This window comes from Bacteroides sp. HF-162, assembly GCF_015679285.1.
Lineage (GTDB): Bacteria > Bacteroidota > Bacteroidia > Bacteroidales > Bacteroidaceae > Bacteroides > Bacteroides uniformis.
In genome coordinates this window covers 1,517,360-1,531,761 of sequence record NZ_CP064937.1, presented here as the reverse complement: position 1 = coordinate 1,531,761, position 14,402 = coordinate 1,517,360, and the positions used below count along the sequence as shown (strand labels likewise).

Sequence of the window (14,402 nt, the reverse complement as noted above, 5' to 3'; positions counted from 1 at the left end):
TCGTACCTGCACGAAATCAATATCCTGCAAACACGGTATTAATTCCATCTCCTCCCCCTTCAAATGCAATCAGAACGAATGCGTACAGCCACACAAAGCCAAGACTTCAATGCTGTTTTCCTCTGTGCTTTATTCAAAGAATGAAAGTATTTATTACACCGGACATAAGGAATCAACAGCATGCAACGGCCATGATGCAATCGCCTAACGGCCATCAACAACTCGCTTAACAGCCGTCAGCAGATCGCCGCACGACCGTTAGACGCTGATAAGGCAATGAGTAAAAGGGAGCACTCCCCTATACACAAGCAAACAAAGCCCTATATACAACGGATTGAAAGCAGCGGTTTCCCTTATAATATCCTGATGAAAAGCAGCCCCAGCCCGATGGCAACGCCAGTCGAAACAAGTCCGGGAAGCATGAACGAGTGGTTCAACACATACTTGCCGATACGGGTAGTTCCGGTACGGTCGAAATTAATGGCTGCTACTACGGTGGGATAGTTGGGAATAAAGAAGTAACCGTTTACGGCCGGGAACAGAGCAACCAGTATCATAGGCGAAATGCCCAAAGCGATGCCCAAAGGCATCAGTGCGCGCACAGTGGCGGCCTGGCTATAAAGCAGAATCGACATGGCAAACAAGGCTATCCCGAACAGCCACGGCATTTGCCTCACCACTCCCTCGATGGACTGGGTCAGCTGAAGCATGTTTCCCTGAAGAAAAGTATCTCCCATCCAGGCAATGCCGAATATGGCAATCACCGCCTGCATGCCTGCCGGGAAGACGGAACCTTGCGTTGCCTTCATGCCGTCGGTGTGAGTCAGCAGCAAGATGAGGGCGGCGGCAGAGAGCATCACGATTTCGATAATGGCGGACATGCCGAGTCTCACCGTCTCGCCGTCTATCACGAAGGCAGGACGCAAACTGTCGAACGAACCAAAGAACACGATAAAAACAGTGGCAAGGATAAAGATAAGCACAGACAAGACGGCATGCCGTTTATTGTGTATATCCTTTATCTCCACCTTCTTGACATCAAGATAGCCTTCGGTCAACCTCTTTCTGTACTCCGGGTCGTCTGCCAACTCCTTGCCCACCTTCATGGAGAACAAGGCGCCCACAAGTACCCCGATAATGGTAGCAGGAATCGTTATTTTCAGAATATCAAACAAGGTGACATCAAATCCCGCCAGCAACCCAAGCAGTGCGACGGTGGCAGCCGAAATGGGACTTGCCGTAATAGCCTGCTGCGAAGCAATCACCGCAATGCCCAGTGGCCTCTCGGGACGAATCTTGGTCTCCGTGGCAACCTCGGCAATCACGGGAAGCACCGAATATGCCACATGTCCCGTACCGGCAACAAAAGTAAACAAATAGGTCACAATAGGGCTCAAGATGGTGACCTGCGAAGGATTCTTCCGCAACAACCGTTCTGCCAGCTTTACCATATAATCCAGTCCGCCAGCCGCCTGCATGCAGGATGCGGCAGAAATGACGGCGGCTATCATCAACATAACGTCAATGGGAGGTGATGTAGGCTGCAATCCGAAACCAAACGTCAGAATTGCCAGACCTATCCCTCCCATTACACCTAGTCCAATGCCGCCCAAGCGGGCGCCTATAATGATAGCTACCAATACGAATGCCAATTGCAAGGCCATATACTCTACACTTTTTGATTCATGTGCAAAGATAAGTCATTTCGTATTATGGCTACTCACCTACTTCTATTTTAACTGCTTGTTTTAACTCCACACTCAAAGAGGCATCATCCTTTAACGGTGTCCAGAACACCCGGCGGCATTCATTCTTCTGCAAAAGACAACGATGATAGCGACTGCCGGACAGATGCTCCGTATCGATATGGAAGGAACCGGTATTGACATCCCAGTCGGCTATCTCGTCCAGATTCAGATAAAGGTTGCGCACTGTGCCGCTGTTGAAATGCAAGCTCTGCGCCTGCGCCGCAAGCGCAGTGACATGGCAATCTTCCAGCCGGGCAAGGTATCGCGTGCGGAAAGAGAGCGTATCGCAACGGAGTCCGTAGAAATTGGCTTCCATATCTTCCACATCTACCACAACCGCTTGTACCTCCGCAGGCAACCGCAATTCCATCCCTTCTGAACGAACCCTTATCCAAATGTCATTCTGAAGATGCTGTTCCAGCTTATCCTCCGGAAAGTCAAAGGTGACGAGCAGGGTATCGCCAACGGAAGTCATCGACATAAAAGCCTCCATATCCCCTGCATAGGAGAAACTGCCCTGCTGCAAAGAGTCTCCGGCAGTTACCTCCAACGGCACTTCCCCGAACGAGAACATACGCTCTGCCTCCACAATACCTTCTTTTTTCTGTTTCCACACCACCGGAGGCTGTGTCAGCTTCAACACCCTGCACGAGGGCAGCTGCACCGTTTTCCGTTCTCCGCCGATTTCCATAAAATTATCTTTCTGAGTGACATTGCGGTCCACCACATAGAACATGAGTCCGCATACCATTGCCACACCGGTAACCAGCATTCCTATCATTATATAAGTCGTTCGTTTCATAACTGTCTTCTTTTATTTTTGTTTCTTGATAAACTCCTGATACATCCCGGACAACTCCTCGGCAGAGATGCCCAGCGTGAAAATCTGCTTGAAGAAATAATCCACTTCCTCCTTCAGAAAATACTCTTTCCTCAACGAAAGAATCAGCTTACGTGCACCTACCGACACAAAATAGCCGATACCCCGCTTGTTGTAAATCACTCCTTGCGTCTGCAAGTAGTCGTACGAACGCATCACCGTATTGGCGTTGACCTCTACCACAGCCGCATATTCCCGTACCGAAGGAATACGTTCTTCCTCCTGATATTGCCCGAGAAGTACCTCGTCGCAAATGCGGTCTGCTATTTGCAGGTAGATGGCTTTACTTTCCTTAAAGTTCATAGTTACCAACGATTAATGATTTCGGACTCCTTGAAACGGAAATAGGCAAGCACCCAGTTGAAAAGGGCGAAAAACGAAGTTATAAAAATCAGCCAGCCGCCCGATGCCTCTCTGTCAATATAGGGCTCAGTCATGAAGAAGTTATTAGGCAGAATGGCCTTCAGGCACAATACAGCTATCAGGATATATGAAACGAAGATGCAGACACCGGCCGCAAAAGTCTTGATAAGTGCATTTTTGGGCCAGACCGTACTACCCAGCAGGAAGAAAGACTGTAGGAAAAAGTAGCAGCTCAGGAATATCCCCACCACAGCCGGTCCGCTTCCTATCGTCTCATAGAAACAGTTCGTGTTACAGCAGAATTCCCACAACGGAAAGGAGTGAACGACATGCAGCTCCGGGTAGGCCAGAAGATAGAAGACGACTCTTGTCAAGTCCGCCAGCTTGAAAGCTATCAGAAAGACCAAGATAAAGCCGCAGGTAGCCACCAGCCAGCGGGCAAAGAATTTCTCGAACATGGTGGCAGGTGTCATGAGCACAACGGTACGACTCGTCTTGCTTTTCATCCTTTCCATGGCAAACGAGGCGCTAATGCATCCCCAAATGACAAGTCCCCAAAGAAAGAATCTGGACTCAAACTCCCAGATAGGGTCCATGCCCACAGCTCCCGCTTCCAGATTGTGATACTGATAGTATCCATTCCAGACAAAGACTATGGCCAACATTCCGTAGACCATCACCGAGCGGAGTATATAGGTCTTCCAATTCTCCACCATCTCTTTGCGGCATACGTTCACAAAGCGATGCAAACTAAAAAAGGTATCGCGTATCATTATTCATTTGTTTTAGTGTGAAACATTTCCGCTATCTTCCCAGGCTCTGCAAGTACGGCGCCAAACAGCAGTTCAAGATTAATCTCCGATTCCTCACCTTCCGTATTGGGCAGCATCAAGAAATTGCCTTGTACGGAGGGAAGCGTGTACAAGGCAGTCGCAGCCAACTCCCGGTCGTCACTCTCCAAGAAGAACAGCTTACTGCAAATGCTGGCAGTGGATTCGTCCAGCAATACGCGGCTGTTGTCCATAATCAGCACATGGTCCAGTACTTTGTCAATGTCACGCACCTGATGGGTGGAAATGACAATCGTCTTGTCGTCCGACATACCCGAAGCCAGAAATTTGCGGAACTGGCTCTTTCCCGGAATATCCAGTCCATTGGTAGGCTCATCCATCAGCAGCAGGGAAGTATTGGTGGCCAGCGCAAAACTCATGAAGATTTTCTTTTTCTGCCCCATGGACAAGGCTCCCAAATCAGCATCCATATCCATCTCGAAGAAATGTAGGTACTTCACCATGTCTTCCTTGCTGAAACGGGGATAGAACTTACTGTTCAGTTCAATATAGCTGACCAAGGAAATAGGAGGCAGCTCGAACTCCTCGGGTACCAGAAACATGTCCTGCAACGTGACGGGCAACCGGCGGCGCATGTCGGTATCATGATACATCACTCTCCCACGTTTGGGAGCCAACAAACCGCTCATCAGATAGAGCAACGTAGACTTGCCGGCTCCGTTCTTACCCAACAGACCGTAAACCCGGCCGGCTTCCAGCGAAAGTGAAAAATCACTCAGGACTTCTTTCCGCCCCTTGCGATAACTAAATGAAATGTTTTCTACTTGTAACATACGCTTGGATGAATTAAATATCTTATTGTTTATGTGTATTAGTATAATAGTACACTGCAAACATAGGCATTTTTTTTAGAATAACAAGAGATTTGAGAAAAAAGGAAATACGTACGAAGGTTCAAAAAAAAGGAGGAGCTAAGAATCACTCTCCACTCCTCCCGACACGACAAACAACTAAAATTATTGCTATTTGATGCCGTCCAATGCCTTGTTTGCTGTGGCATTGGTGGGGTCGATAGCCAGAATTTTATTCCAGTACTCTTTCGAAGTAGCATAGTCACTCTTCAACAGATAGTAGTAGCCCAGATAACTGTAACACTCTATCAATGCAGAGTTGTACCTCGGTTCGTTTTTGGCAAGCAGTACGTCCACCACCTTCTCGTAATAAGGTTTCGCCAATCCCTCTGTAGTTTCGGGGTCCATGGCAGAGTGTGTGCGGGCGCGCCACATATCTCCCAAATAACTGTCGGGAGCTTGTTCGGCAACAAGTGCGAACACAGAGTCGGCAGCCTGCAATGCCGCCATGCGGTCGGCAGACTGAACGGAGAGAGTGTCCGAGGACGTACCCTCTCCGTAGTACAGACGCCCTAACTGGAATAAGTTTTCGGACGTCTTTTTATCTTGTGCCAGCGAGTCATAGTACTTTTTATAAGCAGCAATGGCTTGGGTATAGTCGTTTTTCAATTCATAAGCATCGGCAATCTCACGCCACAAATCCACCTGACTCTCATCCTTCTCCAATGCCTTACCATATTCCTCAATGGCCTGGTCATATTTCTTCAGAGCACTCAACAGAGCACCGTGATAGCGGTAATCCAAGCATGAATAATCGGCATTATCCGAAGCATTGAAGAAAGCATCGGCAGCCTTCTCTGCCTCGTCATAACGCTTGAGGTCGACATTGTTGTACATCACAAGCCGGTTGAATGCGGCATGGCGGGCATTCTTCTGCAAACCTTTCTGCGCCACCGCCAAGGATTTCTCGAAGTCGTGGTTCAGGAATAGTGCAAAAGCATATTTAAGGATGTCATCTTCCGTAGCCACGGGAGTATCGATGAACTTGGCATAGGTGTCGGCAGCCTTGCCAAAACGGTTGGTGGCGTAATACACTTCCGCCAGCTCCTTGTCTGCTTCCAGGCAATCCGGAGCTATGGCCTTCAGCTGGTTCAGCTTCTCTATGGCCTGCGAAGGACTGGCAGACTTGTATGCCTGCGCATATTTCAGATACGCATCCTTATAATTCGAATCAAAATAGATGGCTTGCTCATAAAGCTGGCATGCCTTTCCGATATCTTTCCGGGCAAAAGCGATGTCACCCTCGAGTACAGAAACTGCCGGAGCCTTGTTGTCGGCCTTTCTTGCCATCTCCAGATAGGTTTCCGCCTCTTTCAGCTGTCCTACATCCAGATAGGCACGGGCCACGGAAGTCACAAGCTCCACATTTTTCTTGTTCTTGCCCTTCAGCAGTTCTCCGGCTGCGTCGGAAGCCTGCTCCGGATTCGTCTTTATCAGACTTTTTACTTTATCCACCCCCGCCTGCCATTCGGGCACCGGCGTTTGTGCGGCGAGCGTACCTGCAAACAGCATCGCTCCCAAACAAAATACAAATCTACGTTTCATGTTAGCATTCATTTTAGTTATTCATCCTTGACGTTCACCACGCGCACCGGTTGGGTGGCGGGGACCAATCCCGACTTCAATATAATCCGCTGTCCCCGGTCGGAAGCGAGGAAAGAGGCAAATCCCCACGGAAGTGCGCTCCGCGGATCATTCAACAAGGCATAGATGCTGCGTGCCAACGGATAATCACCGTAATACAAATACGCCTGATAGGGTTTGTAACTGTTGTCCGGCATGGCCTTGTCAGCAGCACTGACGGACATCAGCCGCACCTCTTTACTGAAAGAGAGCCCCGTACTGTCATTCCGGTCGCTCAGCCAGTTCACGCCGATAATACCGATGGCATCAGGCGTGCGGGCCACGTAGTCAATCACCTCCCTATTGGTTTTCAACGCTTTCAACTGACTGGAAAGCGGTACACCCTTACAGATGTAATCGACAGCAAAACGTACGGTACTGGAGTTCTTGTTGTCAAACACAAGACTGATATCCCCCAGACGGGAAGCCGGATAGATATCTTTCCACTGCTTCGCATCACCCGTCAGGATGCGGCGGATGTCCTTCACACTAATCAATGAATCCGGATTGCCAAGATGGGTTATCAATGCCAGCCCGTCCGTAGCAATCTTTATCTCCTGCGGAAAAAACTTCCGGCTATTGAAGGAATTCATCTCTTCGGGAGTCAGTCTGCGACTGGTTATTGCCAACCGCAGACTGTCCTTGAGCAAGAGGTTGACGGCATCGACTTCCGTCACATAACGGGGCACAATTCCTGCCAAGGGGAACAGTCCTTCGAACACGTCAATTTCTTCCTGCACAATAGGCTGGAAACTTTCGTCCGCAGCAATTGCAATCACACCGGAGGTATACGTATCCGTTTGTCCGTCCTTGGGCTTGCTTTGGCAGGCAGACAGCAGAGTCAGCAGCACCAGCAAGCCTGAAAGCTGAAGTTGTTTCACCGTTTTCATAACACACACACTTATTGTAATCTAAACATCACCGGTATCGTATATTTCACCGATACGGCCTTACCATTCTGCTTGCCGGGAATCCATTTGGGCATGGACATAATCACACGGACAGCTTCTTTATCCAGATAGGGGTCTACACCTCTCAGCACTTTCACATCACGCACCTTGCCGTCGGCACCTACCACAAACTGGCAGGTTACACGCCCTTGCGTACCGTTTTCCTGGGCAATGGTCGGATACTTCATATTCTTGCTGATGAACTGCATCATCTCGGCCTGACCACCGGGGAACTGGGGCATCTGCTCTACCATATCGAAAACCTTTTCAGGTTCCGGTTCGGCCTGCGTCACCACTTGTTTCAAGTCGGCGATGTCCTTGCCGTGTTCCTCGTCATTACCTTTCACGTCGGCAATGGAGATGGCAACTTTCGTTTCCGTCAGTTCTGTCTGGCTTTTTATTTCATCCTCGTCCCTCACTTCCTCATCCTTTTTGATGACGGGAGCGGTAAACTTAATGGAGCTTTTCAATGCAGGCGGCGGTGGGGCCACGGGCTCTATCCGCTTCATCTCTTCCTGCTTCACTTCCGGTTCTTCCAGCTGCGAAAGGGTAGTCACTTCGGTCATCACCTCTTTCTGTTTGGGGGTAGCCATCTTTATCAGCGTAGGGATACTGAAACCTATCAATGCAATTACAATTACCAGTATCACGGCAATGTTGTGCCGTCTGGGAGAGGTCTCACGCATCTTATAGGCTCCATATGCTTTGTTCTTACCACTGAACACGAGGTCACACCATGCTTGGGAGCTTAAATCTACTTTAGCCATATTCTTTCCTTTCTTTGGGTGTTACACATCATTCAGCAATGTTCTGGGACAATTCGCCCTTGCTTTCGTAGTTCTTCATCAAGAACTCGTCGGCTTCGGCAATATCCGTTATCACATACTTACCTATATTACATATCTGCATTTCATCGAGAGCATCAATCAGATTCTTGTACGAAGACTTATCGGTAGCCTTGATGATGACTGTCGGCGTATCCTTTCCGCTTTTTATCTCGGAAAGCTGTTTCCGGTAGTCATCCTCTGATATCTTAAGATCCAGTTTCTGCTGCTTCAGTCTGTTCACCTCGTTCACAGCAACTCTATTACGTTGCAGAAGCATTGCCCGCAGACCATCCGCCTGATAGGTAGTTTCCTTCAGTGAAGTATAGTCCTTGTAGTTAGGTTCCCCTTCGTAATAATACAACTTGTTGTCATCCCCCAGCAACAGCGTGATGGCTTGGGAAGCCTTGACTTTGGTCTGCTGCTCCTCGGTGATGGTCTTGTCATTGCTCGGCATGCTTATCTCCATGGTCTGAGGTTTGCTCAGTGAGGTACAAAGCATAAAGAAGGTAATCAGCAACATGTTCATGTCCACCATAGGTGTAAAGTCCACCCTGACAGTCATTTTCTTCTGCTTGCTTTTTCCACCTTTCTTGTTGCCGCTTTCTTGTATTTCAGCCATAATGTTTCCTTTCTTGTTCTACTTGTAACTCGTAGCTTGTCACTCCTCACTTGTGGTCTTCAGAGAAGTAATCAGGTTGTACCGGTTCTCTCTGAGGTCCTGAAGTGAGTTCATCACATTTTTTATTACGGAATAAGGAGTATTGGCATCTGCCTTGATGGCAATGCGCAAATCACTGTTCACTGCACGGGCGTTGCGTACCCAGGCCTTGAACTGATTGTCAATACTGTCTGTCGGTATCCCCTCATTCTTCAATACAGCATCTTGCTGGTCTTGCGGCAAGTCGAGGTATTTCTTCATACTCTTCATCGGCACACCAAAGGTAGACGCCAGCATGAATTTTTTAGTTTCCTCCGGAGTGAAAGTCACTCCATACTCCTGCCCCATAGCTTCCAGCACTTCGCGCAAGTCGGACTGCTTGTCCAGACTCATAAATACTTTTCCGCTCGGATCGACCAATATCTGGAGTACATTTGTCTCCGGAATCTTAATCTCGGATACAGAGGCGGGAGTCGTTACTTGTACCGGCTCTTTCTTCACGAACGTAGAAGTCAGCATGAAGAAGGTCAGCAGCAGTACAGTTACGTCACTCATCGCCGTCATATCGATGAACGTACTTTTCTTTTTTATTTTCGCTCTGCCCATAATCGTTTCATTGAAAATTAAAATTGAGAATTCATTCGTTGAATAGATAATAGAAGCCTACGTCACAGCGCAGCTCCAACTATCAGCAGTCAACTATTTATGGGTAGCTGCAAAAGTCTGCACGATGGAGAAACCAACCTCATCGAGGCTGTAAGTCAACTTGTCAATCTTGTTTGTATAATAGTTGTAGGAGATAACGGCCAATGCACCGGTCAAGATACCGAAGGCAGTATTAATCAAAGCCTCAGAAATACCTTGCGACAGAGCCATGGAGTCGGCTGAACCTCCGGCTGCAAGGGCGGCAAATGAACGGATCATACCGATAACTGTACCGAGCAATCCCATCAATGTACCTAAAGTCGTGATGGTACCAATAATAGGAAGATTCTGCTCCATCATCGGCAGTTCCAGCGCAGTGGCTTCTTCCAATTCCTTCTGGATGGCAAGCAGTTTCTGGTCTTTGGACAGCTCTGTGTCATTCTCCATCTCGGCATACTTCTTCAAAGTGGCATTTACCACATTGGCTACAGAACCACGTTGTGAATCGCAGATTTGTTGTGCCTTCTTCATATCACCTTCAGCCAAGGCTGCTTTGATGTTAGCTACGAATTTCACCAATGACCCCTTACCAAAGGCAGCGCCAATGGCAATATAACGTTCAATACTCAGTGCGATGACAGTCAGCAAAAGCGTTTGAATTACAGGAACAATGAATCCACCTTTATAGATGGTACCGAGGAAGTTACCCGGCAACGGATGGTTGTTCGGGTCGTTGTTCATAAAGTTGGAGGGATTTCCCAACACAAAGTGAAAAATAAGCACGGCGATGATAAAACAGATTACGATTACCCAACCGGCGGATCTGATGCCTTTAAAAGAGGCTGCTTTTTTTTGAGTAGTTTCCATGATGAAAAGTTTAATTGTTGGTATTTAAATAGAGTTTTGAAAATAAAGCATAGGGATACGACTTCCCGCTTACGAACCGATAGGGCGTAATCATCCTTGCAACCTTAGCTAGCATATATGTACACTAAAGGTCGCCTGCTTTCAGTCTCTTCAAGACAAGAAGGAGAAAAGGGGGGAAATCAATAAGAAGAAAAGTTGGCTAAATCAAAATCCGCCGAAGCGTATAGATATAGTAATCACTGCCCGTCAATGCATAGTAGGGGGCTTTATCTGAGTAGTATAATTTAGAACGGCCTTGCACGAGTAGATCCTCGTAGTTGGATAACATCAGAAGAATGTTTCTGAGGAAAAGATTGTCTTCAATCACCCTGCGCAAACGCTGTTGATGAGAAGAGTAAGTTTCAGAAACCGGTTTGTTTCCCAGTTCGACATCTGTAGTCCATGTGAACTTGGTATTCGTGAACAATGAATTCTTCTTGTCAATGCTATTGTCGGAAGTGGAAGAACATGAAGATAAAGAAGCGGAAACTTCGGCAGTTCCTGCCATTCTGTCATCCACCTGCACCAGGCCAATGGCTTTACCGCTAATGCTGCAAGTCAACATTAGTAGCATGCATATCCAGAATGTCTTTACAGTTGTTTTCATGTCGTCTAATGATTCTACAATAAATAACAGATGTCTCTCTTATTTGTTTTACAACTATATTACTTTCTTTTGTAAAAAGATTAAATTGTTCACTGATTAAAGGATTTACTATACCTTTTAATACACTGTAAAGGTACGAAGAATATATGAAATACGAAAGTGGGAATAATATATAAAACGCTGATTTTAAACACTTTTAATCATTTATTTAGCACCTTAATTCAGGAGTTAATCTGATGAATAATTATATATAATAAATAGTGATTAGTGGTAGAAACGGAATATTAAAAGAGAGGTATCTAAAACGAACGAAGCCTCCGTATCCTTATCAGACACGGAGGCTTCTTCTGAAAAACGGCGACTACCTACTCTCCCACTGTTACGCAGTACCATCGGCGTGACCGGGCTTAACTTCTCTGTTCGGAATGGGAAGAGGTGGAACCCCGGTGCTGTAGTCACCTGAATAAGGTAGACATGATGCGAAAAAAGCAAAGCATTCATTTATGGCTGAACGTATATACCTCCATACAAGGCAAGGCAAAAAGTGAACGGGCAATTAGTAACGCTCGGCTATGACATCGCTGCCTGTACACCTGCGTCCTATCAACGTTGTAGTCTACAACGACCCTGAGAAATCTAATCTTGTGGCTGGCTTCGTACTTAGATGCTTTCAGCACTTATCCAATCCCGACTTAGATACCCGGCAATGCACCTGGCGGCACAACCGGTAAACCAGAGGTCAGTCCAACACGGTCCTCTCGTACTAGTGTCAGAGCCACGCAAATTTCATGCGCCCACGATAGATAGAGACCGAACTGTCTCACGACGTTCTGAACCCAGCTCGCGTGCCACTTTAATGGGCGAACAGCCCAACCCTTGGGACCTTCTCCAGCCCCAGGATGTGACGAGCCGACATCGAGGTGCCAAACCCCTCCGTCGATATGAGCTCTTGGGAGGGATCAGCCTGTTATCCCCGGAGTACCTTTTATCCTTTGAGCGATGTCCTTTCCATACAGAAACACCGGATCACTATGCTCTAGTTTCCTACCTGATCGACTTGTGAGTCTCCCAGTCAAGCGCCCTTATGCCATTACACTCTGCCGACGGTTACCAATCGTCGTGAGGGCACCTTTAGAAGCCTCCGTTACGCTTTTGGAGGCGACCACCCCAGTCAAACTACCCACCAAACAGTGTCCCCGCAACAGCGGGTTAGAACTCAAATAATCAAAGGGCCGTATTTCAACAGCGGCTCCACGAACACTGGCGTGCCCGCTTCAAAGCCTCCGGCCTATCCTACACATCAATTACCCAAATTCAATGTTAAGCTATAGTAAAGGTTCACGGGGTCTTTTCGTCCCATCGCGGGTAATCGGCATCTTCACCGATACTACAATTTCACTGAGCTCACGGTTGAGACAGCGTCCAGATCATTACACCATTCGTGCAGGTCGGAACTTACCCGACAAGGAATTTCGCTACCTTAGGACCGTTATAGTTACGGCCGCCGTTTACTGGGGCTTCAATTCAACGCTTCTCTTGCGATGACGTCTCCTCTTAACCTTCCAGCACCGGGCAGGTGTCAGGCTGTATACTTCATCTTTCAATTTTGCACAGCCCTGTGTTTTTGTTAAACAGTTGCCTGGACCTATTCTCTGCGCCTCAATTGCTTGAGGACCCTTTATCCCGAAGTTACAGGGTCAGTTTGCCTAGTTCCTTAACCGTGAATCACTCAAGCGCCTTAGTATATTCAACCCGACTACGTGTGTCCGTTTGCGGTACGGGTACCGTAAGGATTAAGTTTAGCGGATTTTCTTGGAAGTATGATTACACGCACTATTGGATTGTCCAGAAGGACGCTCCATACTGTCAGGTTCGACTCTCATTCCGGATTTGCCTGGAACAATCAACATCTACACCCTTCAACGGACTATTCCGTCAGTCCGCGGCGCTGTCACGACTCCGTCTCCACGTCACTCCTTAAGGTAGTACCGGAATATTAACCGGTTCTGCCATCGGCCTCGCCGTTCGGCTGAGCCTTAGGACCCGACTTACCCTGATCCGATTAGCGTTGATCAGGAAACCTTAGTCTTTCGGCGAGGGGGTTTCTCACCCCCTTTATCGTTACTTATACCTACATTTGCTTTTCCACACGCTCCAGCAAGGCTCACGCCTTACCTTCGACGCTGAGTGGAATGCTCCCCTACCGATGATTTCTCATCCCAAAGCTTCGGTAGAATACTTATGCCCGATTATTATCCACGCCAAACTCCTCGACTAGTGAGCTGTTACGCACTCTTTAAATGAATGGCTGCTTCCAAGCCAACATCCTAGCTGTCTTAGCAATCTGACTTCGTTAGTTCAACTTAGTATTCATTTCGGGACCTTAGCTGTTGGTCCGGATTGTTCTCCTTTAGGACATGGACCTTAGCACCCATGCCCTCACTCCTGACATAGAACTGACACGCATTCGGAGTTTGTCAAGACTTGATAGGCGGTGAAGCCCTCGCATCTTATCAGTCGCTCTACCTCATGTCAGTATAAGTCAAGGCTGCACCTAAATGCATTTCGGGGAGTACGAGCTATCTCCAAGTTTGATTAGCCTTTCACCCCCACCCTCAGGTCATCCAGAAGCTTTTCAACGCTTATTGGTTCGGTCCTCCAGATGGTGTTACCCATCCTTCAACCTGCCCAAGGGTAGATCACTTGGTTTCGCGTCTACTCCTTCCGACTATACGCCCTGTTCAGACTCGCTTTCGCTTCGGCTGCGGATCTGAGATCCTTAACCTCGCCGGAAAAAGTAACTCGTAGGTTCATTATGCAAAAGGCACGCCGTCACACTAAAAGTGCTCCGACCGCTTGTAGGCACATGGTTTCAGGAACTATTTCACTCTTCTGTTCGAAGTGCTTTTCACCTTTCCTTCACAGTACTGGTTCACTATCGGTCTCTCGGGAGTATTTAGCCTTACCGGATGGTCCCGGCAGATTCACGCAGAATTCCTCGTGCTCCGCGCTACTCAGGATACCACTAGGCTTCGGTTGGCTTCGCATACGCAGCTATCATGCTCTATGGCTGTACTTTCCAGAACATTCTGCTCACCAACTTTCTTGCCACAACGTGGTCCTACAACCCCACACATGCCGTAACATGGATGGTTTGGGCTGTTCCCCGTTCGCTCGCCACTACTGGGGGAATCATTATTTATTTTCTTTTCCTGCAGGTACTAAGATGTTTCAGTTCCCTGCGTTAGCCTCCCGCATTGCGGGATGATATCCCTTCAGGATATCGGGTTGTCCCATTCGGAAATCCGCGGATCAAAGGTCATTTGCACCTACCCGCGGCTTATCGCAGCTTATCACGTCCTTCATCGCCTCCGAGAGCCAAGGCATCCGCCATGTGCCCTTACTTACTTTTTGTCTTACCGATCACGTATGGTCGATATATACTTTCAGCTTTCAACTTTACTTTTTTTGGTCACATCATGTCAAAGATCGT

The 14,402-nt window shown here is 47.8% G+C and carries 12 protein-coding genes and 2 rRNA genes; all 14 read right to left on the bottom strand.

Annotated elements, in window-relative coordinates; all coding sequences use genetic code 11:
* Positions 1–353: 353 nt before the first annotated feature.
* The 14 genes from ITJ87_RS06020 to ITJ87_RS05955 all read right to left on the bottom strand — a co-directional run bounded on the left by ITJ87_RS06020 (position 354) and on the right by ITJ87_RS05955 (position 14,323).
* The gene (locus ITJ87_RS06020) at positions 354–1,664 is read right to left on the bottom strand and encodes an anaerobic C4-dicarboxylate transporter family protein (RefSeq protein WP_117966292.1); all 1,311 of its coding nucleotides are present in this window, start codon (positions 1,662–1,664) and stop codon (positions 354–356) included.
* A 52-nt stretch (positions 1,665–1,716) separates the two neighbouring features.
* Positions 1,717–2,550, bottom strand: a complete 834-nt coding sequence (locus tag ITJ87_RS06015) for a hypothetical protein (RefSeq protein WP_005828612.1) — start codon at positions 2,548–2,550, stop codon at positions 1,717–1,719.
* 12 nt (positions 2,551–2,562) lie between these two features.
* Positions 2,563–2,931, bottom strand: a complete 369-nt coding sequence (locus ITJ87_RS06010) for a GntR family transcriptional regulator (RefSeq protein ID WP_005828614.1) — start codon at positions 2,929–2,931, stop codon at positions 2,563–2,565.
* A gap of 2 nt (positions 2,932–2,933) precedes the next feature.
* The gene (locus ITJ87_RS06005) at positions 2,934–3,764 is read right to left on the bottom strand and encodes a hypothetical protein (protein ID WP_009037280.1); all 831 of its coding nucleotides are present in this window, start codon (positions 3,762–3,764) and stop codon (positions 2,934–2,936) included.
* The gene (locus ITJ87_RS06000) at positions 3,764–4,615 is read right to left on the bottom strand and encodes an ATP-binding cassette domain-containing protein (protein WP_005828621.1); all 852 of its coding nucleotides are present in this window, start codon (positions 4,613–4,615) and stop codon (positions 3,764–3,766) included. The genes ITJ87_RS06005 and ITJ87_RS06000 overlap by 1 nt, the downstream gene beginning before the upstream one ends.
* 189 nt (positions 4,616–4,804) lie before the next feature.
* On the bottom strand, positions 4,805–6,250 hold the full coding sequence (locus ITJ87_RS05995) for a lipopolysaccharide assembly protein LapB (RefSeq protein ID WP_009037282.1): 1,446 nt from the start codon (positions 6,248–6,250) through the stop codon (positions 4,805–4,807).
* Between the two features lie 5 nt (positions 6,251–6,255).
* Positions 6,256–7,206, bottom strand: coding sequence for a PstS family phosphate ABC transporter substrate-binding protein (locus tag ITJ87_RS05990; RefSeq protein WP_117966382.1), 951 nt, complete (start codon positions 7,204–7,206; stop codon positions 6,256–6,258).
* 11 nt (positions 7,207–7,217) lie between these two features.
* Positions 7,218–8,033 (bottom strand): energy transducer TonB, encoded by an 816-nt coding sequence (locus ITJ87_RS05985; protein ID WP_005828639.1) that lies wholly within the window; start codon positions 8,031–8,033, stop codon positions 7,218–7,220.
* A 28-nt stretch (positions 8,034–8,061) separates the two neighbouring features.
* The gene (locus tag ITJ87_RS05980) at positions 8,062–8,712 is read right to left on the bottom strand and encodes a biopolymer transporter ExbD (protein WP_005828642.1); all 651 of its coding nucleotides are present in this window, start codon (positions 8,710–8,712) and stop codon (positions 8,062–8,064) included.
* Between the two features lie 39 nt (positions 8,713–8,751).
* Positions 8,752–9,357: a biopolymer transporter ExbD gene (locus ITJ87_RS05975; RefSeq protein ID WP_005828648.1), complete on the bottom strand. Its 606-nt coding sequence runs from the start codon at positions 9,355–9,357 to the stop codon at positions 8,752–8,754.
* A 93-nt stretch (positions 9,358–9,450) separates the two neighbouring features.
* A complete protein-coding gene (locus ITJ87_RS05970) occupies positions 9,451–10,263 on the bottom strand; it encodes a MotA/TolQ/ExbB proton channel family protein (RefSeq protein ID WP_005828650.1) in 813 nt (270 codons plus the stop codon).
* A gap of 199 nt (positions 10,264–10,462) precedes the next feature.
* A complete protein-coding gene (locus tag ITJ87_RS05965; RefSeq protein WP_117966289.1) occupies positions 10,463–10,909 on the bottom strand; it encodes a hypothetical protein in 447 nt (148 codons plus the stop codon).
* Between the two features lie 352 nt (positions 10,910–11,261).
* Positions 11,262–11,372, bottom strand: a 5S ribosomal RNA gene (gene rrf / locus ITJ87_RS05960).
* Positions 11,373–11,445: 73 nt separating this feature from the next.
* Positions 11,446–14,323 (bottom strand): 23S ribosomal RNA (locus ITJ87_RS05955).
* Positions 14,324–14,402: the final 79 nt, after the last annotated feature.

Bases quoted from the DNA above. Each gene is read 5' to 3' on its own strand.
- ITJ87_RS06020 (WP_117966292.1), bottom strand. From the start codon at position 1,664: ATGGCCTTGCAATTGGCATTCGTATTGGTAGCTATCATTATAGGCGCC.
- ITJ87_RS06015 (WP_005828612.1), bottom strand. From the start codon at position 2,550: ATGAAACGAACGACTTATATAATGATAGGAATGCTGGTTACCGGTGTG.
- ITJ87_RS06010 (WP_005828614.1), bottom strand. From the start codon at position 2,931: ATGAACTTTAAGGAAAGTAAAGCCATCTACCTGCAAATAGCAGACCGC.
- ITJ87_RS06005 (WP_009037280.1), bottom strand. From the start codon at position 3,764: ATGATACGCGATACCTTTTTTAGTTTGCATCGCTTTGTGAACGTATGC.
- ITJ87_RS06000 (WP_005828621.1), bottom strand. From the start codon at position 4,615: ATGTTACAAGTAGAAAACATTTCATTTAGTTATCGCAAGGGGCGGAAA.
- ITJ87_RS05995 (WP_009037282.1), bottom strand. From the start codon at position 6,250: ATGAATGCTAACATGAAACGTAGATTTGTATTTTGTTTGGGAGCGATG.
- ITJ87_RS05990 (WP_117966382.1), bottom strand. From the start codon at position 7,206: ATGAAAACGGTGAAACAACTTCAGCTTTCAGGCTTGCTGGTGCTGCTG.
- ITJ87_RS05985 (WP_005828639.1), bottom strand. From the start codon at position 8,033: ATGGCTAAAGTAGATTTAAGCTCCCAAGCATGGTGTGACCTCGTGTTC.
- ITJ87_RS05980 (WP_005828642.1), bottom strand. From the start codon at position 8,712: ATGGCTGAAATACAAGAAAGCGGCAACAAGAAAGGTGGAAAAAGCAAG.
- ITJ87_RS05975 (WP_005828648.1), bottom strand. From the start codon at position 9,357: ATGGGCAGAGCGAAAATAAAAAAGAAAAGTACGTTCATCGATATGACG.
- ITJ87_RS05970 (WP_005828650.1), bottom strand. From the start codon at position 10,263: ATGGAAACTACTCAAAAAAAAGCAGCCTCTTTTAAAGGCATCAGATCC.
- ITJ87_RS05965 (WP_117966289.1), bottom strand. From the start codon at position 10,909: ATGAAAACAACTGTAAAGACATTCTGGATATGCATGCTACTAATGTTG.